At 74.6% G+C, this 23295-nt stretch carries 25 protein-coding genes and 1 pseudogene; 11 read left to right on the forward strand and 15 right to left on the reverse strand.

The genetic code is table 11. The annotated features are described in order from the left end of the window. The first annotated feature begins 83 nt into the window (after positions 1-83). Positions 84-491, forward strand: a complete 408-nt coding sequence (locus MLUT_RS18740) for a CHY zinc finger protein (protein ID WP_012750957.1) — start codon at positions 84-86, stop codon at positions 489-491. Beyond that, positions 488-937, forward strand: a complete 450-nt coding sequence (locus MLUT_RS18745) for a hypothetical protein (RefSeq protein ID WP_012750958.1) — start codon at positions 488-490, stop codon at positions 935-937. Before MLUT_RS18740 ends, MLUT_RS18745 begins: the two co-directional genes overlap by 4 nt. Positions 938-982: 45 nt before the next feature. On the opposite strand, the gene MLUT_RS18750 is transcribed toward MLUT_RS18745, so the two are convergent. Next, on the reverse strand, positions 983-1645 hold the full coding sequence (locus tag MLUT_RS18750) for a pyroglutamyl-peptidase I (protein WP_041779812.1): 663 nt from the start codon (positions 1643-1645) through the stop codon (positions 983-985). Between the two features lie 92 nt (positions 1646-1737). On the opposite strand from MLUT_RS18750, the gene MLUT_RS18755 reads away from it, so the two are divergent. Then, on the forward strand, positions 1738-2811 hold the full coding sequence (locus tag MLUT_RS18755) for an Rv2578c family radical SAM protein (protein ID WP_012750960.1): 1074 nt from the start codon (positions 1738-1740) through the stop codon (positions 2809-2811). Between the two features lie 34 nt (positions 2812-2845). Here the strand turns inward: MLUT_RS18755 and MLUT_RS18760 are convergent, their stop codons facing one another. Next, positions 2846-3358, reverse strand: coding sequence for a (deoxy)nucleoside triphosphate pyrophosphohydrolase (locus tag MLUT_RS18760; RefSeq protein ID WP_012750961.1), 513 nt, complete (start codon positions 3356-3358; stop codon positions 2846-2848). A 56-nt stretch (positions 3359-3414) separates the two neighbouring features. Between MLUT_RS18760 and MLUT_RS18765 the strand changes: the two genes are divergently transcribed. Together MLUT_RS18765 and MLUT_RS18770 are read left to right on the forward strand one after the other, a co-directional pair. Beyond that, the gene (locus MLUT_RS18765; RefSeq protein WP_012750962.1) at positions 3415-4737 is read left to right on the forward strand and encodes an MFS transporter; all 1323 of its coding nucleotides are present in this window, start codon (positions 3415-3417) and stop codon (positions 4735-4737) included. Between the two features lie 142 nt (positions 4738-4879). Next, positions 4880-5152, forward strand: a complete 273-nt coding sequence (locus MLUT_RS18770; RefSeq protein ID WP_012750963.1) for a GlsB/YeaQ/YmgE family stress response membrane protein — start codon at positions 4880-4882, stop codon at positions 5150-5152. Positions 5153-5264: 112 nt separating this feature from the next. Here the strand turns inward: MLUT_RS18770 and MLUT_RS18775 are convergent, their stop codons facing one another. The 4 genes from MLUT_RS18775 to infC all read right to left on the reverse strand — a co-directional run bounded on the left by MLUT_RS18775 (position 5265) and on the right by infC (position 8278). Beyond that, positions 5265-6161: a TrmH family RNA methyltransferase gene (locus MLUT_RS18775; RefSeq protein WP_012750964.1), complete on the reverse strand. Its 897-nt coding sequence runs from the start codon at positions 6159-6161 to the stop codon at positions 5265-5267. A 136-nt stretch (positions 6162-6297) separates the two neighbouring features. Continuing rightward, on the reverse strand, positions 6298-6684 hold the full coding sequence (gene rplT / locus MLUT_RS18780) for a 50S ribosomal protein L20 (RefSeq protein ID WP_002853696.1): 387 nt from the start codon (positions 6682-6684) through the stop codon (positions 6298-6300). An 89-nt stretch (positions 6685-6773) separates the two neighbouring features. Further along, positions 6774-6968: a 50S ribosomal protein L35 gene (gene rpmI, locus MLUT_RS18785; protein WP_002853699.1), complete on the reverse strand. Its 195-nt coding sequence runs from the start codon at positions 6966-6968 to the stop codon at positions 6774-6776. A gap of 104 nt (positions 6969-7072) precedes the next feature. Continuing rightward, entirely contained in the window at positions 7073-8278 is a 1206-nt protein-coding gene (infC, locus tag MLUT_RS18790; protein WP_012750965.1) for a translation initiation factor IF-3, read from the reverse strand. Between the two features lie 180 nt (positions 8279-8458). Between infC and MLUT_RS18795 the strand changes: the two genes are divergently transcribed. Continuing rightward, complete coding sequence (locus tag MLUT_RS18795) at positions 8459-8830, forward strand: DUF1844 domain-containing protein (RefSeq protein ID WP_012750966.1); 372 nt, start codon at positions 8459-8461, stop codon at positions 8828-8830. Between the two features lie 64 nt (positions 8831-8894). Here the strand turns inward: MLUT_RS18795 and MLUT_RS18800 are convergent, their stop codons facing one another. Then, positions 8895-9371 carry a hypothetical protein gene (locus MLUT_RS18800; protein ID WP_012750967.1) on the reverse strand — a complete coding sequence of 159 codons (477 nt, stop codon included), beginning with the start codon at positions 9369-9371 and terminating at the stop codon, positions 8895-8897. Between the two features lie 365 nt (positions 9372-9736). Between MLUT_RS18800 and MLUT_RS18805 the strand changes: the two genes are divergently transcribed. Then, a complete protein-coding gene (locus MLUT_RS18805) occupies positions 9737-9985 on the forward strand; it encodes a WhiB family transcriptional regulator (protein WP_002854852.1) in 249 nt (82 codons plus the stop codon). A gap of 62 nt (positions 9986-10047) precedes the next feature. Here the strand turns inward: MLUT_RS18805 and MLUT_RS18810 are convergent, their stop codons facing one another. From MLUT_RS18810 to MLUT_RS18820, 3 genes are read right to left on the reverse strand one after another with little or no spacing between them, the layout of a single operon-like run. After that, the gene (locus tag MLUT_RS18810) at positions 10048-11556 is read right to left on the reverse strand and encodes a sensor histidine kinase (RefSeq protein WP_012750968.1); all 1509 of its coding nucleotides are present in this window, start codon (positions 11554-11556) and stop codon (positions 10048-10050) included. Continuing rightward, positions 11526-13112, reverse strand: a complete 1587-nt coding sequence (locus MLUT_RS18815; protein WP_012750969.1) for a MinD/ParA family ATP-binding protein — start codon at positions 13110-13112, stop codon at positions 11526-11528. Before MLUT_RS18815 ends, MLUT_RS18810 begins: the two co-directional genes overlap by 31 nt. A 2-nt stretch (positions 13113-13114) precedes the next feature. Continuing rightward, entirely contained in the window at positions 13115-13762 is a 648-nt protein-coding gene (locus tag MLUT_RS18820; RefSeq protein ID WP_012750970.1) for a CpaB family protein, read from the reverse strand. Between the two features lie 224 nt (positions 13763-13986). Between MLUT_RS18820 and MLUT_RS18825 the strand changes: the two genes are divergently transcribed. Continuing rightward, positions 13987-14211 carry a helix-turn-helix domain-containing protein gene (locus tag MLUT_RS18825; protein WP_012750971.1) on the forward strand — a complete coding sequence of 75 codons (225 nt, stop codon included), beginning with the start codon at positions 13987-13989 and terminating at the stop codon, positions 14209-14211. 15 nt (positions 14212-14226) lie between these two features. Here MLUT_RS18825 and MLUT_RS18830 read toward each other — a convergent pair whose 3' ends face one another. Beyond that, on the reverse strand, positions 14227-14784 hold the full coding sequence (locus MLUT_RS18830; protein WP_012750972.1) for a hypothetical protein: 558 nt from the start codon (positions 14782-14784) through the stop codon (positions 14227-14229). A gap of 156 nt (positions 14785-14940) precedes the next feature. On the opposite strand from MLUT_RS18830, the gene MLUT_RS18835 reads away from it, so the two are divergent. Together MLUT_RS18835 and MLUT_RS18840 are read left to right on the forward strand one after the other, a co-directional pair. After that, complete coding sequence (locus MLUT_RS18835; RefSeq protein WP_012750973.1) at positions 14941-15693, forward strand: LysM peptidoglycan-binding domain-containing protein; 753 nt, start codon at positions 14941-14943, stop codon at positions 15691-15693. Positions 15694-15743: 50 nt separating this feature from the next. Continuing rightward, complete coding sequence (locus MLUT_RS18840) at positions 15744-16256, forward strand: Rv3235 family protein (protein WP_012750974.1); 513 nt, start codon at positions 15744-15746, stop codon at positions 16254-16256. An 87-nt stretch (positions 16257-16343) separates the two neighbouring features. On the opposite strand, the gene secA is transcribed toward MLUT_RS18840, so the two are convergent. From secA to MLUT_RS18860, 4 genes are all read right to left on the reverse strand, one after another. Continuing rightward, complete coding sequence (gene secA / locus MLUT_RS18845) at positions 16344-19079, reverse strand: preprotein translocase subunit SecA (RefSeq protein ID WP_012750975.1); 2736 nt, start codon at positions 19077-19079, stop codon at positions 16344-16346. Between the two features lie 174 nt (positions 19080-19253). Further along, entirely contained in the window at positions 19254-19931 is a 678-nt protein-coding gene (hpf, locus tag MLUT_RS18850) for a ribosome hibernation-promoting factor, HPF/YfiA family (protein WP_012750976.1), read from the reverse strand. A gap of 149 nt (positions 19932-20080) precedes the next feature. Further along, positions 20081-20878: a ComF family protein gene (locus tag MLUT_RS18855; RefSeq protein WP_012750977.1), complete on the reverse strand. Its 798-nt coding sequence runs from the start codon at positions 20876-20878 to the stop codon at positions 20081-20083. A gap of 109 nt (positions 20879-20987) precedes the next feature. Further along, complete coding sequence (locus MLUT_RS18860) at positions 20988-22412, reverse strand: LpqB family beta-propeller domain-containing protein (RefSeq protein WP_041779786.1); 1425 nt, start codon at positions 22410-22412, stop codon at positions 20988-20990. Here MLUT_RS18860 and MLUT_RS23650 point away from each other — a divergent pair. Then, positions 22393-23290: pseudogene (locus tag MLUT_RS23650) on the forward strand (IS5 family transposase). The gene MLUT_RS18860 and the pseudogene MLUT_RS23650 overlap by 20 nt on opposite strands. The last annotated feature ends 5 nt before the right edge of the window (positions 23291-23295 follow it).

The following is a 23295-nucleotide window of genomic DNA, read 5'->3' on the forward strand; positions in this document are numbered from 1 at the left end:
AGGGCAACGACCTTCGCATGGGGGACGGTGGGACGCCCGTCAGTCTAGTGTCCGCCCCGGACATCACACCTAGGCTGAGGCGCATGACCGCCCCGGACTCCCTCGACGGCACCGACCCGCTGCTGCGGGGCGTGGGCCTGGACGCGCAGACCCGCTGCGCCCATTACGCCACGGCGCGGGACGTCGTCGCCCTGCGCTTCGCCTGCTGCTCCGCGTACTGGTCCTGCCACCGCTGCCACGCGGAGCTCGCCGACCACCCGGCCATGCCGGTGCCGGCCGGCGACTTCGACCGGCCGCACGTGCTGTGCGGGGTGTGCCGCACCGAGCTGAGCGTGACCGCCTACCTCGCCCTCGAGGCCGCCGCCGATCCCGCGTGCCCGGCCTGCGGGGCGCCGTTCAACCCGGGCTGCGCCGCCCATGCCCCGCTCTACTTCGACGTCCCCGCGTCCGGGTCCCCCGCCGGTGACGCCGATCCCGCGACACGGCCATGACCGCGGCCCCCTCCCGGCCGTCGCCTCCGGCGCACGTGCGGGCGCGCGGGCTGTGGAACCTGCTGAACCTGGCGACGCCACTGGGGCTGGTGGGCGCCGTCGTCGCCGGCTGCGCGCTGCGGCCCGGGCCGCACGGGCTGATCGAGGCCCGCGGCTGGACGCACCGGTTCCCGGGCGGGGCCGCGTTCACGGTCGGCGACGTCGTGTTCACCCGCCCCGGCCTGCGCATGACGCCCGCGCTGTGGCGGCACGAGGCCGGCCATGCGGGCCAGTACGCCCTCCTGCTGGGTCTGCCCTTCCTGCCGGCGTACGCGCTCGCGGCGGCGTGGTCGACGTGGCGGACCGGGGACCCGGCGTCGCGCAACGTCTTCGAACGACGCGCGGGCCTGGCCCTGGGCGGCTACGTCGAGCGGCCCGTGGTCCGCGGCCTGCGGCCACGCCGCTGACGGGCACGGGAGGTCGCGCCGACGCGGACCCGGGGTCCGGGGAGGTCAGTGCAGGGTGCCGCCGGGGACGTCGAGGTCGGGGCCGCCGGCCAGCGCCGTCAGGGCGGCCTCGGCCACCGCGCGCGCCAGGTCGGCCGCGGGCAGGGCCGGGGTGTCCGGCGTCGGGCGGTGCTCGGCGTCCCACGGCACGTGGAGGAAGCCGGCGGCCCGGGCGGTGCCGGGGGCGTCGAGGAGGACGTACATGACGTGGTTGCACACGAACGCACCCGCGGACAGGGACGGCTCCGCGGCGACGCCGGCCGCCCGGATCGCGGCGACGGCACGCTTGGCGGGCAGGGTGGCGAACAGGGCCGCGGGCCCGTCGGCGCGCACGGGCCGGTCCACGGGCTGCTCCCCCGCGTTGTCCGGGATCCGGGCGTCCTGCAGGTTCACGGCCACCCGCTCGACCCGGACCGCCGCCGTGCCGCCGGCCAGCCCGACGGCGATCGCCACCTCCGGCCGGACCCGGTCGAGGGCCGCGGTCAGGGCCGGCCCGGCCGCGCCGAACGCGCACGGCAGCTCGACCGCCTCGGCCGACACACCCCGGTCCGCCAGGATGCCCACGGCATCCCGTGCGGCGGCGATCGACGGGTTGTGGAGGTCGCCGCCGAAGGGCTCGAAGCCCGTGAGCAGGACGCGGGCGGCCGGGGCGGGTGCACGGGAGGTCATGGCGACCACGGTAGGCGCGTCTCGGCGCCCACGCCACGCCCGGACTCGAACACGCTTGCGGGTCGATTCGAACATGTGTTCTACTTCTGGCCATGCGATGGGAAGCGCAGACCCTGCGGTCCGAGGGCGGAGCCCAGCGGGCGACGGCCGGCACACCGGCCGGCTCCGCCGCCCTGCTGCCGCTCTCGGACCTGCAGCGGAGTGTCACCACCCCGGAGTTCGCGGGCGTCACCTTCCATGAGGTGCTCGCCAAGACCGCACTGAACTCGGTGCCGTCCGCCTCGGCCATGCCGTTCCGCTGGACCGTGAACCCGTACCGCGGCTGCACCCACGCCTGCCGGTACTGCTACGCCCGCAGCACCCACACCTTCCTCGAGCTCGACGCCGGGGCCGACTTCGACCGGCAGATCGTCGTGAAGGTCAACGTCGCCGAGGTGCTGCGCGCCGAACTCGCCCGCCCCACGTGGGGCCGCGAGGCGGTGGCGTTGGGGACCAACACGGACCCGTACCAGCGGGCCGAGGGCCGCTACGCGCTGATGCCCGGGATCATCCGGGCCCTGGCGGATTCCGGCACGCCGTTCTCCGTGCTGACCAAGGGGACCCTGCTCGCGCGGGATGTGCCCCTGCTGCAGGCGGCCTCGCGCCAGGTGCCCGTGCAGGTCTCGCTGTCCCTGGCGATGCTCGACCCCGCCATCGCCGCCGCGGTCGAGCCGGGCACGCCGTCGCCGACCGCGCGCCTGCGCCTGATCGAGCGGCTCGCCGCCGCGGGTGCGGACGTCACCGTCATGGCCATGCCCCTGCTGCCGTGGCTCACGGACGGGGACCGCGAGATCGACGCCCTCATGCGCGCGCTGGCGGACGCCGGGGCCGCGCGCGTCATGCCGGGCGCCCTGCACCTGCGGCCGGGCGCGAAGGAGTGGTACCTGGGCTGGATCCGGCGCGAGCACCCGGATCTGCTGGCCGGCTACGAGCAGATGTACGCCCGGTCCGCCTACGCGCCCGAGTCGTACCGTCGCATGCTCACCCGCGTGGCCGGGGAGGCCGCCGCACGGCACGGCCTGGCCCGCGGCGGCGCGCACGGCATCCGGCGCGAGGACGGTCCCCCGGCCCGGCGCGCCCCGGCACCCCGGCCCTCCGCCCCGGCGGCGCAGCCCGCGCTGTTCTGACCCGTCCGCGGGGCACGGCCGGCCGCGCGCCGGCTCAGCGCCCCGCCGAGAACGCCGTGGCGGCGCCGCGGAGCACCTCGGCCACGATCGGCCGGTCCGCCGGGATCCAGTCGAGGTGCCGCACGCCCGGCCCGGCGAGCGGCAGCCACGCCAGCAGATCGTGGTCCTGCAGGGCTCGGGGCGTCGCCCCCTGCTCCGCCAGGACGCCCCAGAACACCCGCATCCGGGCGCCGTTGGCCAGCTCCCACCCGGCCGGCTCCGGCGCCGCCACCTCGGGGCCGAGCCGCACGGCGACCCCGAGCTCCTCCCGACACTCCCGCAGCAGCGCCTCCTGGACGCCCTCCCCCAGCTCGACCTTGCCCCCGGGGAACTCCCAGAGTCCCCGCAGCGCGGCGGGCGCGCTGCGGCGGGCCGCCAGCAGGCGGGTCGGCGCGGCCGCATCGTCGAGCAGCGCGAGCCCCACGACCAGCCGCGGTCGCGCACCGTCCCGGGGCGACGTCGTCGGGCTGGCGGCGAGCACGGGGCGAGCGGGTGTGGCGGAGGTCATGAGCCCAGGCTAGCGAGGCCCCCGCCCCCGCAGACCGGAGTCCGTAGGCTGGGCCGGTGCCCACCCCCACTCCCGCCGCCGACGGCGCCCACGACCGTTCCCCCCGCGCCCCGCGTCCGACGCGCCCGGACCCGTCCATCCCGCCGACCGCGCCGACGGGCCCCGGCGCGCTGCTGGGCGGCCGCCGCGTGCGTCTGCTGCCGGCCATCCTCGCGCTGGCCCTGGGCAGCTTCGCGATCGGCACCACGGAGTTCGCGATGATGGGCCTGCTGCCGCAGGCGGTGGCCGACCTCGGCATCGGTCTCGAGGCCGGCGGCGTGCTCATCTCCATGTACGCGCTGGGCGTCGTGATCGGCGCTCCCCTGCTGGCCGCGTCCTTCGCCCGCGTCGACCGGCGGGTCACGAGCATCGTGCTGATGCTGCTGTTCGTCGTGGGGCACGTGGCCGCCTTCCTCGCCCCGGACATGGGGAGCATGATGGCGGCCCGGTTCGTGTCGGGCCTGCCCCACGGCGCCTACTTCTCCGCGGCCGCCCTGGCCGCGGCGGACCTCGCCGGGCCCGCCCGCCGCGGCCAGGCCGTGGCGTGGGTGATGGCCGGGCTGTCCGTGGCCAACGTGCTGGGCGTGCCGGGCGCGACGGCGCTCGGGCAGGCCGTCGGCTGGCGTTGGATGTTCGTCGTCGTGGCGGTCTGCGCGGCCCTGTGCGTCGGGGCGACCGCGTGGCTCGTCCCGTCCGTGCCGGCCCCCGCGGGCGCCTCGGTCGGCCGCGAGCTGCGCGGTCTGGCCCCCGGCCGCCTGTGGGCGACGGTGGCCGTGGGCGTGATCGGCTTCGCCGGCATGTTCGCGCTCTACACCTACATCGCGCCGCTGCTCACGGAGGTCGCGGGCCTCGAGGAACGGTGGGTCCCCGCCGTGCTGGCCCTCTACGGCGTCGGCATGGTGATCGGCACGCTCGTCAGCGGCGCCCTCACGGACCGCGACCCGGTGGGCACCCTGCGCCTGAGCTTCGGGCTCAGCGCGGTCTCGCTGGCCGCCGTCGCGCTGACGGCCTCGTGGGCGCCGGTGATGATCGTGTTCCTCTTCTGCGTGGCCGTCAGCGGCTCCGGCATCGCCCCGTCCCTGCAGGTGCTGCTCGTGGACTCCGCGCCCACCGCACCCCAGCTGGCCGGTTCGCTCAACCACTCCGCGCTGAACATGGCCAACGCGATGGGCGCGTGGGTCGGGGCGGCCGCGATCGGGGCCGGTGCGTCGCTGCGGACCCCGCCGCTGGTCGGTGCGGGCATCGCCCTGGCGGGCCTGGTGCTGGCGTTCCTGCTCGTGCGCCGCGACGTCGCGGCGCGGCCCGGCGTCCGGGCTGCCGACGACGGCTCGCCCCGCTGATCGGCCCGCTCCCGGCCGGGGCGATCCTCGTGCGGCCGGGAAATCCCGAAAAAGCCGGGGCGCCAGAGGTGGCCCCCGGCGAAAATCCCTTGCTACGTTCCTTCTCGTACGTCAGATTCGCAACCCGAAAGGAACCATCATCATGGGCATCATTGGCTGGATCGTTCTCGGTCTCATCGCCGGCGCCATCGCTCGCGCCATCCTCCCCGGACGTCAGGGCGGCGGGTGGCTCGGCGCCCTCCTCACCGGCATCGTCGGTGCTCTCCTCGGCGGCTGGATCGCCTCCCTGCTGTTCAACTTCGACGTGAACGAGAAGTTCTTCGATCTGGGCACCTGGATCTTCGCGATCATCGGCGGCGTTATCGTCGCCGCCGTGTGGCAGGCCATTACCCGCCGCACCGGCACCCGCGCCTGAGTGAGCTGAGCGGCCCGGGTTCCACCCGGGAACACGCAGAAGGGGCGGGGATCCACTCGGATCCCCGCCCCTTCTGCGTGTCCGGACGGCTGGCGACGCCTCGTGCGCCACGTCAGCCGGCGCGCCGTGCCCCCGCCATCGCGGACGAGTACAGGCACACCGTGGCGGCGGTCCCCACGTTCAGGGACTCCGCGGCCCCGTACAGCGGCACCGCCACCCGGCGGTCCGCCAGCGCAAGCTCGCCGTCGTCCAGGCCCTGGGCCTCGTTGCCGAACAGCCACGCGGTCGGCGCGGCGACCACCCCGGGGGCGAGGGCGTCGAGCCGGTCCGCGCCGTAGCCGTCGGCGGCCCACACCTGCAGACCTGCGGCCCGGGCTGCGGCCACGGCCGCCTCTGCGGGGACGGCGGTGACCACGGGCAGGTGGAACAGCGACCCGGCGGTGGACCGGACCACCTTGGGGTTGAACGGGTCGACGGAGCCCGGCGTGAGGACCACCGCGTCCGCCCCGGCCGCGTCCGCGGCCCGGATGACCGTGCCGGCGTTCCCCGGGTCCTGCACGCGGCACAGCACGGCCGCCAGGCGCGCCTCCTCGAGGACCGCTTCGACGGCCTGCGGCTCCGGCATCCGCGCCACGGCGACGATGTCCTGCCCCGTCACGGCGTCGGCCATGGCGGTGAGCACCTCGTCGCTGGCCTCGCGCACCAGGACGCGCTCACCACCCGGCGTCGGGCGGTCCCGGACGCGCGCCACGAGCTCGGCCAGCGCGGGGTCCCGGTCCACGAGTCCGCCGGACACGTACACCTGGGTCAGCACCCGCCCGGCGCGCCACTGCCCCGCGGCGGCCGTCGGCCCCTCCCCCAGGTGGGCGCGCAGGGCCTCGCGGCAGGCCTGCGGCCCCTCGACGAGGAACGTGCCCGTCCGGCGTCGGGCGGAGCGGCCCGCCAGGGCTGCCACCGCGCGCACGCGCTCGGCGCGGGGATGGGTCATCGGCTCGGCGTGCGGGGTCATGGGGTCTTCCTGGTCGGGGCTCGGCTGCGGGTGCGCAGACGCCGACGGGGCGGGCCTCGGTGGAGGACCCGCCCCGTCGGCGGGGGTGCTCACGCCTGGGGCGTGGTGGTGGGGCTCTCAGGGCCCCGGAGCCGGCTCAGCGGGAGGCGGCGGGGGCGTTCACGTCCGCGGGCAGCGCCTCGCGGGCGGTCTTCACCAGCACGGCGAAGGTCGCGGCGTCGGAGACGGCGATCTCGGCCAGCATGCGGCGGTCCACCTCGACGCCGGCCAGCTTGAGGCCCTGCATGAAGCGGTTGTAGGTCATGCCGTTGGCGCGGGCGGCCGCGTTGATGCGGGTGATCCACAGGCGACGGAAGTCACCCTTGCGCTTGTGGCGGTGCTGGTAGTTGTAGGTGAACGAGTGGAGCATCTGCTCCTTCGCCTTGCGGTACAGGCGAGACCGCTGGCCGCGGTAGCCGGAGGCGCGCTCCAGCATGGTCCGACGCTTCTTGTGGGCGTTCACTGCCCGCTTCACACGTGCCACGTGCGTACTCCAATCTGTGTGGTCCCCGGGGCGCGCACTGGCGCGTCACGGCCGAGGAGGAAGGGGTTCCGGCGAGGCCGGAGGGGGTGTCAGATGCCGAGCATCCGCTTGATCTGCTTGATGCTGCCCTTGGAGACGAGCTGGTCGCCCTTGAGACGGCGGGTCAGGCGCGAGGACTTGTGCTCCAGGTAGTGGCGACGGTTCGCCTGCTGGCGCATGATCTTGCCGGAGCCGGTCACGCGGAAGCGCTTCTTGGCACCGCTGTGGGTCTTCATCTTCGGCATGGCTGCCGTTCTCCTTCACTCATCGCTGCCGTGCGCGGCGCGCACGGCAGTGCTGGTCACCCCGGTCCGTGTGGACCGGGCTGGTCTGCCACGACCCCGAGGGGTCAGGCCCGAGGACCGGGCTTGGGGGCACCGCCGCGGGGGGCGGCGGGCTTGGGCGGGGCCGGCATCGGCTTGGCCGCCGACTTCGGAGCCGACGACGGCGCGGCCGGCGTGGCGGCGGACCGCGGCTTCGGTGTAGCAGCCGGCGTGGCGGCGGACCGCGGCTTCGGCGTCGCGGCCGGCTTCGGGGCCGATGCGGGCTTGGCGCTGGAGGCCGGCTTCCCAGCCGGGGCGGCCACGGCCGGGCGGGGAGCCGCCGGGGCCGGGGTCTTCGGCGCCTGCTTCGTCTCGGCCGGGGCCGGGGTCGTCGGCGCCTGCCTCGTCTCGGCCGGGGCCGCGGAGGCGTTCTCCTGCGTCCGGGCGGCCATGGCCTTCAGCTGCTCGGGGAACGCGTCCCCGATCGAATTCCGCACCGGGGCGGAGTCGGACGCCGCCTTCTGCGCGGCGCGCTCCTTGGCCTCTCGGGCGGCCTGGTCGCGACGCGAACCGCCGCCCTGACGCTCGCGGTGGCTCTCGGTCGAGTTCTTGCGCTGGTCCGCGCGCGCATCGGCCTTGGTGCGCAGCGGGCCGACCACCATCACCATGTTGCGGCCGTCCTGGCGCGGCTGCGACTCGACGGCGCCCAGCTCGGCGACGTCCTCGGCGAACTGCTGCAGCAGCTTGATGCCGAGTTCGGGACGCTGCTGCTCACGGCCGCGGAACTGGATGATGGCCTTGACCTTGTCGCCCTGGCTCAGGAACTTCTTGGCGTGGCCGGTCTTGGTCTCATAGTCGTGCTTGTCGATCTTCAGGCGGAAGCGGACCTCCTTGAGGACCGTGTTCACCTGGTTCTTGCGCGACTCACGGGCCTTCACCGCAGCCTCGTACTTGTACTTGCCGAAATCCATCAGCTTGCACACCGGAGGCTTGGCCGTGGGGGCCACCTCCACGAGATCCAGGTCCGCCTCGGCGGCGAGCCGGAGGGCGTCCTCGACGCGGACGATGCCGACCTGTTCGCCGTTCGGGCCGACCAGGCGGACTTCCGGAACGCGGATACGCTCGTTGATGCGGGGATCGCTGATGGTGCTGCTCCTCTGTGCGAGACGACGGGTGATCCCGCGCCCACCGGAGGGGCCCTCGGAAACGAGGAAGGCCTCCCCTGCGCGGACGCAGACGGAGGCCTCGACACGGTCCCGCAGACGGGACCCTCGGTGCGGGCTGCGCGCCACGAAGCGGCGGTCCCGACCGGCGACCCGGCAACTCGGTCCGGGGCGAACCGGACATCCTGCTGACGCGGGTGGGAGAGAGGCCTCCACTTTGCTGCTCTTGGCCCGTGCATGGCCACCCCGGGGTCACCGGATGACGAGGACGTGCGCGGACCAGGAGTGGTCTGTGGGAAGCTTACCACCATGACAGACGAACGCCAGGCCCAGGACGTCACCCGCATGGACGCCCCCGCCGAGATCCGCGACATCCACGAGGTCCCCGCCGTCGAGGTCATCACGACCACCGCCGTGCATGTGATGACCGCCGCCGCCGTCAAGTGCGGCCTGGCCGACTCCCCCGACGCCCGCGAGCTCATGGATCTCGACGAGGCCCGCAAGCTCATCACCGCCCTCGCCGGGCTGGTCACGGCCGCGGCGCCCGAGATCGGCAGCCAGCACGCCGGCCCGCTGCGCGACGGCCTGCGCTCGCTGCAGCTGGCGTTCCGTGAGGCCTCCCCGTTCCCGGACGCCCCGGGCAAGGGCCCCGGCGAGAAGTTCACCGGCCCGGTGAACTGACCACGCCCCCGACGACGACGGCGCGCCCCCGACCGGGGCCGCGCCGTCGTCGTCGGAACCGGGCTCAGGCGTCCGTCGAGGCCTCCGGGGCGGGGGCGAGATGCCGGGTGACCGGCGTCGTGAAGAGGGTGAGCAGCGCGACGCCGGAGACCGCGAGCAGCGGCCCACCCAGAGCAGCGGCGTCCACGCTGAAGAGCCACGAGGACAGGAGCACACTGAAGAGCTGGATCGCGACGGCGGCGCCGCGGCTCCACGCCCGACCGCGCAGCAGGGCGACGGCGGTCGCGAGGATCCACAAGGCGAGCAGCGCGTAGATGACGATCAGCATCACGCGGGCGCCGGCCGGGAGCACCCCGTCCGCCGCATGCACCACCGCGTCCACGGCGAACCAGAGGAGCGCGCCCCCCTCGAGCACGAGCGCCGCGGCGACCACGAGGACGGCCACCGGCAGGCCCCGTCCGGGGCGGGGCGGGACCGTCGTCGCGTCGGCGCCCGACGACTCGGACGGGGCGACGGGGTCGGGGCGGCGGGACTGTGCCATGGGGCCTCTCCTGCGGACGGCTGCGGGGACGGACGTGTCCCCCACGGTACGCCGGGCGGCGCGCGGACCACGTCCGCGGCGGCGCCTCGGTCAGGGCGGGATGTGACGAAGGACTCGCGGTGCAGCGCGGTGATGCACCTCATTCACCTCTTGTTCACTCGTGAGGGCCATGCGAGGATGACACGCGAGAGATTTCCGGGGGCCGCGTTCGTACGAAGGCGGTCCCCGTTGCAATGACCAGGGTCGCCCTCCGTATCGGTCGTGCCGCGCGTTGTCCGCGCAGGCCCCCGCGCCCGCCGCCGACGGAGGCCGTGACCACCGGCGCCCGCGGGCTCCGGCTCTTCCGACAGAAAGTGAGCGGACCGATGGATTGGCGCAGTAAAGCAGCGTGCCTGGACAAGGACCCGGAGCTGTTCTTCCCCGTGGGCAACACCGGCCCCGCCCTCCTGCAGATCGAGGAGGCCAAGGCGGTGTGCCGCTCGTGTGAGGTCGTGGACACGTGCCTGAAATGGGCCATGGAGTCCGGCCAGGACTCGGGCGTCTGGGGCGGCATGAGCGAGGACGAGCGGCGCGCCATGAAGCGCCGCGCCGCGCGTGCCCGACGCGCCTCCTGACCCACCCGGACCACCGGCCCCGTCGACCTCGTCGACGGGGCCGTCCTCAAGCCCGGCCGGGTTCACGTCAGGGGTAGTCGCAGCACGACGCGCGTGCCGCCGTCGTCGGACCGCTCCCAGCGCAGGGTGCCGCGCAGGTCCCCCTCCACGAGCGAGTGCACGATGCGCAGTCCGAGCCCCGATCCCTCGCCCGCGCGGGGGGGCTCCCCCGGCACCCATCCGTCGGGGGCGGCGGGGCCGCTGTCCGTCACGGACACGACCAGCACCGTTCCTGCGGGGGTCGACTCGCGGTCGGCGTGCAGGCCCACGCAGCCACCGTCCGGCGCCGTGCCGTGCTCGACGGCGTTGGCCGCCAGCTCATTGAGCACCAGCGCCAGCGGCGTGGTCACATGGGAGGGCAGTTCACCGAACTCACCCGTGACCGCGACCTGCAGCGGCCTCCCGTCCCCGGCCACCTCGACGGCCAGGCGGAACTGCCGCTGCAGCAGACCGTCCACGGGGACCTGGTCCTCGATCTCCTCGCTCAGCGTCTGGTGGACGAGGGCGATCGTGTCCACGCGCTGCATCGCCTGACGCAGCGCACGCTCCGCCTCGGGCGAGGACGTGCGCCGCGCCTGCATGCGCAGCAGCGATCCCACGGTCTGCAGGTTGTTCTTGACGCGGTGGTGGATCTCTCGGATGGTCGCGTCCTTGGTGAGCAGACGCTGCTCCTGGCGGCGCAGCTCGGTCACGTCGCGCAGCAGCAGCAGCGCCCCCTGCCAGCCGTCCGGACCGAGGAGGGGGACGGAGCGCACCGTCAGCGACACCCCGCCGGACTGCACCTCCCGACGTCCGGCACGCAGCCCGGTGAGCACGGCCCACGTCCCCTCGTCGGTGGGCACGCGGGCGGCGTCGGTGCTGGCCAGGACGTCGGTGAGCCGGTGCCCCTCGAGGGTTGAGGCGATGCCCAGCCGGCGCAGGGCGGAGACCGCGTTGGGACTGGTGAACTCGGCGACCGAGTCCGGCCCGAGCACGACGAGGCCGTCCCCCACCCGCGGCGTGCCGCCCGCCCAGAGGCCGGGGGGCTCCTCGGGCGCCGGCCAGCGGCCATGCTGCATCATGTCCAGCAGGGTGCTGGCCGTCCGGCTGTAGTTCTCCTCGATCACCGAGCGCGCCGGGCGGCCGTTCGGGTCCGCGTGCGCGGAGACGACCGCGATGACCCTCCCGGCGCGGACCACCGGCCACAGACGCACCTGCAGCGTGCCTCCCGGGGCCTCGACGGGGCCGGCCCCCTCGGCCCGCTCCCCGCCGTGCCACGTCTGCCCGACGACGGCCCGCAGGTCCGCGCGGGCGCGCGATCCCACGATGTCGCGGTGGAAGAGGGTGGGAGCGGTGAAGGGCCGGACCTGGGCGAGCGCCACGAACCCTCCGGCCTCGTCGCGGCGGGGCACGGGGCACCAGAGCACGAGGTCCGCGAGCGCCAGGTCTGCCACAAGCTGCCAGTCCCCCACGAGCCGCTGCAGCCAGGCGCGGTCCTCGTCCCCGATGTCCGGGTGCGACGTCAGGGGGTCCTGCGCGAGCGAACTGACCATGGGATCAGGGTACGGCGACGTGCCGGGCGGCCCGTGTCCGTGGCGTCGCGGGCGGCGTCGGAGGACGCGGCGGCGATGGCCTGCGGGGGCCGTGCGCGGTGCCGTCCGCGGCGGGCGGGGCGGGTGGGGACACCGGCCAGCGTGGCGAGGGCGCGACGCAGCGGGCTGTTCGGAGCGGCCTCGGCGAGCACCTGGCCGGCGAGCAGCGCGGGGTCCGCGGCGGCCGGGTCCCACGGCAGGAACGCCTCCAGCCGCGTGGCGGGCGAGGCGTAGCGGTTCCAGACGGCCTCGACCTGCGCGCGCGGGGCGACGCCGGCGGCCGCGGGCCGGAGCCGGTTGACCACGACGCGCAGCCGTGCCGCGGGGGCCACCTCCGCCAGCTCCTCGACCCCGCGGACCAGGCGGGGCAGTGCGACGGCGTCCGGCCCTCCGACCGCGATGACCTCGTCGGCCGCGGCGAGCGCCGCCAGGGTCGCACCGTTGCGCTGTGGGGCGGGCACGTCGAAGGACAGCTCCTCGTCCTGTTCGAGACCGAACCCGACGTCGACGACCACGCGGTCCCACCGTTCCCTGGCGGCCGCGATCAGCGCGGTGACGGCGGCGGGGCGCAGCTCCGGCCACCGGTCCACGCGGGTGAGTCCCGTCAGAACCGTCAGGTCCGCGCCGGCGACGCGGACGCGGACGCCCGCGGCCGCCAGGTCGGCGGCGCCCAGTCGGCCGTGGTCGGCCCGCCGCACAGCCCGCGCCACGCCGGCCGACTCCTCCGTCAGCCCCAGGTGCACACCGACGGCGGGGCCGTACGTGTCCAGGTCGACCAGCAGCGTGTTCCGGCCGGCCACGGCGTGCTCGGCGGCGAGGTTCACGGCGACGGTGGTGCGTCCCGGAGCCCCGGTGGGACCCCACACCACGGTCACCAGCGACGACTCCCGCGCGGGTTCGGCCGGTTCGTCTCCCTCCGGTGAGGGAGCGGGGTCGGCTCCCTCGTCCGCGGTGGCGGGGCCGTCGTCGGACGTGGCCGCGGCGGGGGCGGCGCCCGGCCCGGCGTCGTCGGGCTCGTCGGCGTCGCGCCAGGGGTCCGTGAGGCCGGGCACCTCGTCCCCGCCGAGCGTCTCCAGGGTGATCGGCAGGTCGTCGAGGTCCTCGCCGTGATCCCGGGCGTGGTCGGCGTCCTCCCCATGTGAGGTCTCCGGCCGGCGACCCTCCGCCGCCGCGCTCGCGGACTCCACGACGACGGCGGCGATCTGCTCAGGGTCGGCGTCGGCGCGCACGCAGGGCACCCCCATGCCGCGGAGGCGACGCCGCTCGGCGCGGACCTCGCTGAGCGCCGCCACGCCCACGGGTCGGGGCAGCCGGGCCGTCTCCTCCAGGAAGGCGGTGGTGAGGGACTCGGTGCCCCCGGCCACGAGGACCGCGTCCACGAGACCGGAGCGGGCGATCGCGAGCAGCTCGGCGAGGTCCTCGGCCCGGCGGAGCACGGTGATGTCCGTCTGGTGCCGCTCGAGCGGGCCGATGTGGTCCAGGCCCGGCTGGACGGTGGTGGCCAGGGCGATGCGCACGGTCAGCGCACCCCGTGGGCCGGCACGAGGGTGACCCGCGCGTCCTTGACCTTCGCGTCCACGATGCGCGGCAGGGTCTCCTCCGGTGTCAGCAGCTGCACCCGGGTGGTGCCCGAGCCGCCGAAGCCGTTCTGCTCCGCCGCGACCTCGGAGATCTCGAGCGCCTCGGCCAGCCGGGCCGGGTCCGCATGGCCGCGGCCGCCCTCCGCGGGCATGGCCACCCAGACGTCCACGCGGTCTCCCACTCCCACGCCGGACGGCAGCGGCTCGTCGAGGGCCACCCCGACGGGACGACGGCCGTCCGGGTCCGCGTCCACCAGCGCCGCCGCCGGCAGCAGCTCGCCAGCCCGGACCGTCCCGGAGACCATCCGCCCCTCCGGAGCCGGGGCATCGGCGCTGAGGTACCGCTCGCCGGCCTCGCTGAGGTTGACCTCCACGGGCCGCAGGTCCCCGGCCGCGATGGGCGTGCCCGGGGGCAGGTCCTCCGCGGCCGTCCAATACGCTGCGGTCCGCTGGGAGGAGGCGACCAGCGCCACGACGCCGGCGATCGAGGCGAGGACGAGCACGAGACCGACGAGGAGCCGGGGATCCCGCCAGCGGGGCCGGCGCAGACGGCCGCCCTCGGCGGACGCGGACATGGTCGTGGACACCGGATGTTCCCCCTTCGGACCGGCCTCTCGGGCCGCCGCGGCCCCGGCACCCCGTCGGTGTCGGCCCCTCCGCGCTGCGCCCAGGGTAACCACTGGGGCCGCAGATCGCCGGATCCGCCGCGTACGTTGTGGAAAAGTGTCGCCTCCGGGTGTTCCCGGGGTTGAATGGGTCGACGTCGTGGGCCGCCCGCGACCGTCCTGGACGCCTCGACCGAAGGAGCACCGTGCAGCGCTTTCTCACCCTGACCGACGTCGCGGAGACGCTGAACATCTCCGGTCAGGCCGCCCGCGCCCTGGTCCGCTCGGGCGAGCTGCAGGCCATCCAGGTCGGGGGCCGCGGCCAGTGGCGCATCGAGGTGTCCTGGCTCGAGGACTACGTGGAGCGTCAGAAGGAAGTGACGCGCGCCCGCGTCCGGGAGTGGACCGAGGCGGACGCGAAGGCCCACTGAGCCCACACGGTCTGCTCAGGCGGGACGCAGCGCGGTCCGGACCGTCCCCAGCGCCCCGAACGGGATGACGAGCCGCCCGCGGACGGCCGCGGCCCGCCGAGCCTCGTCCCGCGGGTGGCGGGCGATGTCGAGGTGGTCGCCGCCGACCCGGTCCACGGTGCCCTCCGCCAGTGCCGCGCCGAGGCGCCCCGTCACCGCCACCGGCTGGCGCGTCCGCGCGATGCCGCGCAGCACCATCCCCCAGCCGGCCGCGGCGAGCTCGGGCGCGAGCGCGGCCCGGGTCAGGTCGGCCTCCACGGCCGCCACGCAGTCCACCGTGACGATCGCCGATCCCGAGCCGTCGACGTGCACGCCGACCCAGCCCTGGCCCACCGTGTGCACCACCCCGTCCACGGCCTCGCCCCAGGCCAGGTGGAGGCGGACCTGCCGTCCTCGAGCTCCGCGCAGGCGATCCGCCAGGGACAGCGCCATCCACTCGGCTCGGGTCAGCTCCGCGGCCTCGGCCACCGTCTGCTGCCATCCGAGGTCGGCCCAGTGCGCCTCCAGGTCGTCGAAGAGTCCGTTCCACCGCATGCGCTCAGCATAGGAGGCTGAGTGCCGGACATCGGTCATCATCAAACATCACCAAACATCACTCTTGACACCCATCCGGCCATGCAGTTCACTGTGGTCATCGTCACCGGCCCGATCACGGGATCGCGGCCGGACGGACACACAGGAGGGGAATCCATGGAGCGCTCGACATCACCGGCCGGCCCGGCCCCGACCCGTCCGGTCGACGCGGCGGACGCCGTCGGCATCACCGTCCTGCTTCTGGCCGGACCCGGTCTGCTCGCCTGTGCCGCGGCGCTGCTGCAGACGGGCACCAGCGCGCCAGGGCCGGAACTGACGCGCGTGCTGGGCCTCGGTGCCGGTCTCGCCGGGCTCGGACTGCTCGCGTGGTGGGCGGTGGGCCTGACCGGGCTGGCGCTCGTCGCGCTGGGGCGCCGTGCGGGTCGGCCGGCCTGGGCCCGCCTGGGCCGGAGCCTCACGCCCGCCCTGCTCGGACGCGTGGCCGGCGCCGTCGTCGGCGTCCAGCTGCTCGCGGCACCGGCCGCGTGGGCGGACGCGGCTCATCCCGTGCCGGACGCCTCCTGGACCGTGGCTGCGGTGCCTGCGCACGCCACCGGCGTCGAGGCCCCCGCGCCGGACGCCGCGTGGACGCCCCGGCCCCCGGTGCCAGCCCCGCCGGGCGCCGGCGCCGGCCGTGCGGATCCGGACCACCCCACCGTCACCGTCCGGCGCGGCGACTGCCTGTGGCACCTCGCCGCCGCCGAGCTCGGACCGGACGCGACCCCCCGAGAGATCGACGCCCGGTGGCGCCGCTGGTACGAGGCCAACCGGCGGGTGATCGGCGACGACCCGCACCTGCTGCTGCCCGGCACCGTGCTGACCTCCCCCGTGTTCGCCCCGCACGCCGGCGTGGACGGACCACGGCCATGACATCCACGACCCTGCACTCCCCCGCTTCGCCTCGTCCTCAGGAGACCGCCATGACCGCCCTCGCCACCCGCCCCCGCACCGCTTCCGCACGGCGCACCGCCGACACCCTCCTCCATGGGCCCGCCCACAGCCCCGCGGTCCTGCCCCGCGGTGAGGAGATCGCCCGGCGGGCCCGCACCGAGCAGGGGCGCGAGGAGCTGCGCCGCGTCCGCTCGCTCGCCGCCGTGATCGCCGTCGCCTGCGTCGAGGTCGAGACGGGCCGCCGTGCCCTGCGGGACCTCTCCGCCTGGCTCTCGCCCGAGGTGCTGGACAAGTTGACCCGTCGCATGGAGCTGCTGGGCGCCGTCGCGCCGGCCGGGCCCGGTCGACGACCCGCCCCGGCCGTCCCGCCCCGGGCGCCCGCGTCCGCACCCCGCCCGGTGGGTGCCCGCGTGTGCGAGGTCGCGCCCGGCCGGGTGGAGGCCAGCGCGACGGTGCTGTGGGAGGGCCGGGCCCGGGCCTTCGCACTCCGACTCGAGCGGCGGCTCAGCCGCTGGAAGGTGACGTCGGTCGAGATCGGCTGAGCCGGATCGCCCCGTCGGACTGACGATCGAGGGCCCGGAGACCTGGAGGTCTGCGGGCCCTCGTCCTGCGTCGTGGCGGGGTGCCGGTCAGCCGCGGCGGCCGCGGCGCTCCGCCTGACGGCGGGAGCGGCGGTTCGTGCCCGCGGCGACCGTGGCGCCGGAGTCCGTGCCGCTGCGGGTGACCGCGCTCTGCCCGTCCTCGGACGGACCGGTGAAACGCAGCTGCGCCGGGCGCTGCGGGGCGTCGATGCCCTCCACCGAGATCTGCGGGGCCATCGTCACGGCGCGGGCATCCTTGACGCCGGGCAGCGACGTCGGCGCGGGGGCCGCACTGATCTGCGCCTGGAACAGCGTGCGCACGGCGTCCTCGCGGATGCCGGCGAGCATGTTCTGGAACATCGTGTAGCCCTCGCGCTGGTACTCCACGAGGGGCTCGCGCTGGGCCATCGCGCGCAGCCCGATGCCCTCCTTGAGGTAGTCCATCTCGTAGAGATGCTCCTGCCAGTGGCGCCCGATGCTGGCGAGCACCACGCGACGCTCCGCCTCCCGCAGCGCCTCGGATCCCACCTGCGCCTCCCGGTCCTCGTACGCCAGGAGCGCATCGGAGACGAGTTCGCGTTTGAGGACCTCGGCCTTGAGCCGGCCACGGCCGCCGACCTCGTCGAGGACGTCCTCCTGCGAGATGCCCACGGGGTAGAGCTCTGCCAGGTCCCGCCACAGCTGGTCGAGGTCCCAGTCGGTGGCCTGGCCCTCCTCGGTGGCCGCGTCCACGATGTTCCCGACGGCGTCCTCCACGAAGCGGCGCACCCGGTCCTGCAGGTCCTCCCCCTCGAGGATCGACCGGCGGTCCGTGTAGATGGCCTCGCGCTGGCGGTTCATCACGTCGTCGTACTTGAGCACGTTCTTGCGCTGCTCGGCGTTGCGCCCCTCGACCTGCGCCTGCGCGTTCTGGATCGCCTTCGAGACGAAGCCGAACTCGAGCGCCATGTCGTCCGGGATCGACGGACTGTTCATGATCCGCTGGGCCACGCCCGGGTTGAAGTTGCGCATGAGCTCGTCCGTGAGGGAGAGGTAGAAGCGGGACTCGCCCGGGTCGCCCTGACGGCCGGAACGACCGCGCAGCTGGTTGTCGATGCGGCGCGAGTCGTGGCGCTCGGTGCCCACCACGTACAGGCCGCCGGCCTCGATGACCTCGCGGTGCGCGTCCTCCACAGCGGCTTCGGCCTGCGCCAGCACCTCGGGCCAGCGGGCCTCGTACGCCTCCGGGTCCTCGGCGGCGTCGAGGCCCAGTTCCTGCATGCGGGCCACCGCCGTGAACTCGGCGTTGCCGCCGAGCATGATGTCGGTGCCGCGGCCGGCCATGTTGGTGGCCACGGTGACGGCGCCCGGGCGGCCCGCCTGCGCCACGATGGCGGCCTCGCGGGCGTGGTTCTTCGCGTTCAGGACCTCGTGGCGGATGCCGCGCTTGGCCAGCAGCGTGGAGAGGTACTCGGACTTCTCCACGGAGGTGGTGCCCACCAGGACCGGCTGGCCCTTCGCGTGCCGCTCGGCGATGTCGTCGACGACGGCGTCGAACTTGACCTTCTCGTTCTTGTACACCACGTCGTTGCGGTCCACGCGCTGCCGCTCCCGGTTCGGCGGGATCACGACGACGCCGAGGCCGTAGGTCGACGTGAACTCGGCGGCCTCCGTCTCGGCGGTGCCCGTCATGCCGGCGAGCTTCTCGTAGCCGCGGAAGTAGTTCTGCAGGGTCACCGTGGCCAGCGTCTGGTTCTCGGGCTTGACCTCGACGCCCTCCTTGGCCTCGATGGCCTGGTGGAGCCCCTCGTTGTAGCGGCGTCCCTTGAGGACGCGGCCCGTGTGCTCGTCGACGATCTGCACCTCGCCGTCGAGGACCACGTAGTCCTTGTCCCGCTTGAACAGCTCCTTGGCCTTGACCGCGTTGTTCAGGAACTGGATGAGCGTGGTGTTCTGCGTCTCGTACAGGTTCGTGATGCCGAGGTGGTCCTCGACCTTCTCGATGCCGGGGCCGAGGATGCCGACGGTGCGCTTCTTGTGGTCCACCTCGTAGTCCGTGTCCGCCTCGAGTCGGCGCACCAGTCGGGCGAACTCGCCGTACCACCGGTTGGCCTCTCCCTGGGCGGGGCCGGAGATGATCAGCGGGGTGCGGGCCTCGTCGATGAGGATCGAGTCCACCTCGTCGACGATCGCGTAGTGGTGCTCACGCTGCACGAGCTCGTCGAGGGACCAGGCCATGTTGTCCCGGAGGAAGTCGAAGCCGAACTCGTTGTTCGTGCCGTAGGTGATGTCCGCGGCGTACTGCTCGCGCCGTACGGCCGGGGTCTGGCCCGCCACGATGACGCCCGTCTGCATGCCGAGGAAGCGGAACACGCGGCCCATGAGGTCGGCCTGGTAGGAGGCGAGGAAGTCGTTGACCGTCACCACGTGCACGCCCCTGCCGGACAGCGCGTTGAGGTAGGCCGGGGCGGTGGCCACGAGGGTCTTGCCCTCGCCGGTCTTCATCTCCGCGATGTTGCCCTGGTGCAGCGCGATGCCGCCGAGCAGCTGGACGTCGTAGTGCCGCTGGCCGAGCGTGCGTCCCGCGGCCTCGCGGACCGCGGCGAAGGCCTCCGGCAGGAGCAGGTCCAACGACTCGCCGTCCGCATGCCTGGCCCGGAGCGTGTCCGTCTCGGCACGCAGCTCCGCGTCGCTGAGCGCCCGGAAGTCGTCCTCGAGGAGGTTCACGGCGTCCACCGTGGCCTGCATGCGCTTGAGGACGCGGTTGTCCGAGATCTTCAGGACGCGGTCGATGATCGAAGGCACTGGTTCTCTGCTCCCTTGCGGTGTGGCCGGGGCGGGACGGGATGCCCCTCGCGCGCGGCCGTGGCGCGGTCTCCGGGACAGTGTACGGGCCGAGTCCGGACGGGCCGCGGCGCCCGTCCCGGAGGGGAGGGGCGTCGCGGCGTCAGCAGGTCGTGGTCGACGTCGGCGGGGCGGTCAGTCCTCCCGCGTCTGGTATGCCTGCTCCCCCTCGGAGGCGGAGACGTGATCCTGAGGGAGGGACTCGTCCAGGCGGATCACGCCGTAGCTCCAGCCTCGGCGGCGGTAGACGACGGAGGGCACGCCGGTCTCGGCGTTCTGGAAGAGGTAGAAGTCGTGGCCGACCAGCTCCATCGCATCCACGGCGTCGTCCACGCTCATGGGGGTCGCGGGGAACGCCTTCTGCCGGATGCGCACCGGGGTGCCCGCCTCGGGGGCGTCCTGCGCGGAGGCGTCCTCCGCGGCCGGCGCGGCGCCCGACGGCGGCAGCGGTGGCACGAAGCCGACCTCACCCGCGCCGCGGGAGGCGCCGATCTTGCGGTGGCGACGGTCCTTGCGCCGGTCGCGCAGGCGCCGCAGGCGCTCGGTCAGTCGGGCGGCGGCTTTGTCGAAGGCTGCCAGCTCGTCGTCCGCGGCAGCCTCAGCCCGCACGACGTCCCGCGGGCCGCGGACCGTCAGTTCCACGCGGACCGCCTCGTCCGAGTGCTTGCGGTGGGAGACCTTCGTCACGCGGACCTCGAGCGTGTCGGCGCCCTCGGCGAGCCGCTGGAGGCGCTCCGTGCGCTCGACGACGTGGTCGCGGAAGCTCTCCGAGAGGCTGATGTTGCGGGCGATGTAGCTGACATCCATGGTCATGGCGTCCTCCTGGTCCGACTCTCACGGGTCCGGCCTCGGGAGGGGAGGTGCGCCTCGGTGTCGCGTCCGCAGGGCGGCGGCGGGTCCGAGGGGGCGACCTCCTTCCAGCCGTCGGCAGGACGGGAACCGTAGGGGCGATTCCGTGCCGTTCACCCTACCCGGGGGCCTGGCCGGGGGCCAGGCTCGGCGGGGTCCCGCGGCGGGGCCACGGCCGCGAGCACGACGGCCCCGACGGGGTGCCCGCCGGCGCGGCGCACCGCCTCCGCGAGCGCGGCGAGGGTGGCGCCGGTGGTGAGGACGTCGTCCACGAGCAGGACGGGCGCGCCGGCCGGCAGCCGCCCGGCGACGACGCGCCAGTCCCGGGCCCGCCGGCGGCGCTGGCCCGCCCCGGCGCCCGCGTGGGACGGGCCGCCGCCCCGGAGCGTGCTGGCGCGGGGCAGCAGGCGAGCACGGACGGCGTCGGAGACCAGCCACGGCGCCGGCAGCGCCCGGGTGAGCTCGGCGAGCGGGTCGTAGCCGCGCCGTCGGAATCCGACCGCGCCGCCCGGGACCGGGACGAGCAGGGCGTGCCGCGCCCCGGGCAGGTCCGGCTCGAGACGCGCCGCGGCGACGGCCCGGCAGAGGGCCTCGCCCAGCACGCCGCGCAGGTGCAGCGCGTGATGGTCCTTGAACGCGAGCACGGCGGCCGCCAGCGGGTCTGCGTAGCGCCCGGCCGCCATCACCGGCAGCGGAGCGCCGCCGGGGCCCAAGGGTAAGGCCGGGGCGTCCTGCTCCGCCCGGAAGGGCCGGGACAGGACGGCGGTCAGTCCCTCCGCGCAGGCCGGGCAGAGCCGGTGGCCCGGCGCGGCGCACACCGCGCACTCGGCGGGCAGGACCAGGTCGGCCAGGGCCCGACCGAGGGTGCCGAACACCGACGGCGGGGACGGGGAGGACGGCGGGGAACGCATGCAACGAGTCCACCGCACGCCGCCGCCGTCCGGGCGCCGGGGCGGGCCGCTGTGCGGGCCGGGGCGGCTGTGCAGGAGTGGACGACGGGGCGGCGGGCGCGGGCTCGGCTCAGTCCGGGAACGAGAGGTCGCGCACCCCGCGGTCGAGCTCCTGCGCCCGCCACGAGGAGCCCACCAGCAGGAACACGAGCTCCTCCGTCTCCGCGTAGTAGGCGCCGTCGTCACCGGCGGAGATCCCCCGCAGACCGCCCAGTGGGTTGAGCTCCCGGACGGTGCCGTCGATCGAGACGATCCGCGGCACCACGCGCTCGTCCGGCTTCTCGGCGTACGCCGAGACGAGCAGGTTCGTGCCTCCGGCCCACTCCACCGAGTCCTCCGAGCCGGAGGAGGGCAGCAGGATGGGCTCGGTCAGGGCGTTCGGCACCCCGTCCGAGCCGCGCACGACGCCGGACACGCGCAGGGTGGTCCGCTGGCCGTCGTCGACGAGCATCGCGGCCCGGGCCCCGCTCCGGGACAGCCGCAGGTCGACGATCCGCTCGCCGGGCCGCAGCCAGGTGGTTGTCACGATGCGCTCCTGCCCGCCGGGCCGGGCCGAGACGGCGCGGATCCGCGAGGTCGTCCCCCGGTCGGCCGCCCACACCCAGCCCAGGAGGTCCAGCGACGGGACGGTGAGCCCGGTGCCGCGCAGCGCCTCCCGCAGGGAGCCGTCCGTGCCGGCGACGTGGACCGCCGTCCGGTCACGGGTGACGAACGCGAATCGGCTGCGGTCGCCGGACATCGTCGGGCGGACCGGATCGAGCGCGGTGACGTCCGGGGCGCCGCCCACCGGCGTGACGCTGGCCCCCTGCACGTACACGAGTCCGCCCGTCGCCGTGTCGATGCCCACCTGGACCGAGCCGACGGCGGGGTCGGTCTGGAGCGGGGCGGGGCCGTCGTCTCCCGACGTGGACAGCTGGGCACCGGCGACGGTCACCTCGACCTCCTTGACCGACTGGAGGCCCCTCAGGGTCAGCTTCAGCTGCTCCCGCATGCGGTGCCGCCGCTCGGCGTCGGCCCCCTCGGCGGCCGCCTGGGTGAGGTCGACGTGGGCCACGCCGTCGTCGTCGACGGGCACCGTGGGCGCGGCCAGGTCGGTGCCGGTGCGCAGCGGGAAGGCCGTCTCCACCGCCCCGGCCAGATACGGTGCCGGCCCGCGCAGCAGCGCTCGCGTCACCGCGGTCACGGTGGTGCCCCGATTGACGAACCACCGCACGTCCGGCACGACGTAGCGCTTCGCGGTGTCGTAGAAGGCGAGCTCGTGCGGGGCGAACAGCTGTCCGAACTGCGCCTGGGAGAGCAGCGTGCCGTTCTCCGTGGACGTGATCCGCATGCCCTGCGGCCGTTCCCGCACCGTGACGGCCCAGGCCCGCGTGGTCCCCGGCGGCGCGATGGTCCGCAGGCCGTACTCGTCGATCTCCGAGTCGACCTCGACCTGGATCTGGTAGGGCGTGTTGCTAAAGGGTTCGGGGACGTGGATGCGCGAGTCTGGGGTCATGTCGCGTGATGTCATCTCGGACGAGGTCTGGGCCGTGATCGGCCCACTGTTCCCCGAAGCCAAGACCACCGGGCGTCCGCCCGTGGATCGGCGCGCGGTGGTCGAGGCCACCGCGTGGCGCTTCCGCACCGGGGCGCCGTGGCGGGATCTGCCCGAGCGGTTCGGGAACTGGAACACGATCTACAAGAACTTCAACCGGTGGGCCGCCCAGGGCGTGTGGGAGCGGGTGCTGGAGAAGACCCAGTCCATGGCACAGCAGGCTGGCGAGCTGGACTGGGTGGCCTCGATCGATTCCACGATCGTGCGCGTCCACCAGCACGGGGCGACCCTGCCCCGCCCCACAGGGGGCCTGGATGAACTACAAGAAATCCGGGGACGAGCCGGCTGATCATGCCATCGGACGCTCCCGCGGCGGTCTGACGACGAAGAATCATCTGGTCTGTGATGGCAAGGGCCGGGTGCTGGCGTTCGTGGTGACCGGCGGGCAGGTCGCGGACACCTCGATGCTGGCCACCACGCTGGAGCAGATCAGCGTTGCCGGGGCCCGTGGGCGGCCCCGGATACGGCCTGACCGCCTGATTGCGGACAAGGGCTACCCCTCGAAGGCGAACCGGGCTTGGCTGCGCCGGCATGGCATCGCGGCCACGATCCCCGAGCGGGCCGATCAGATCGCGCACCGGCGCCGCCGCCCAGGAAGACCGATCGACTTCGGTGAAGACCAGCGCCAGCGCTACCGGGGACGCAATGTCGTGGAGCGGTGCTTCAACCGGCTCAAACAGTGGCGAGGGATCGCGATGCGTTCGGACAAGTACGCCCGGAACTATCACGCCGGGCTCAGCCTCGCAGCGACACTGCACTGGCTGACTACCCTACTTTAGCAACA

The sequence above is a fragment of the Micrococcus luteus NCTC 2665 genome (assembly GCF_000023205.1).
Lineage (GTDB): Bacteria > Actinomycetota > Actinomycetes > Actinomycetales > Micrococcaceae > Micrococcus > Micrococcus luteus.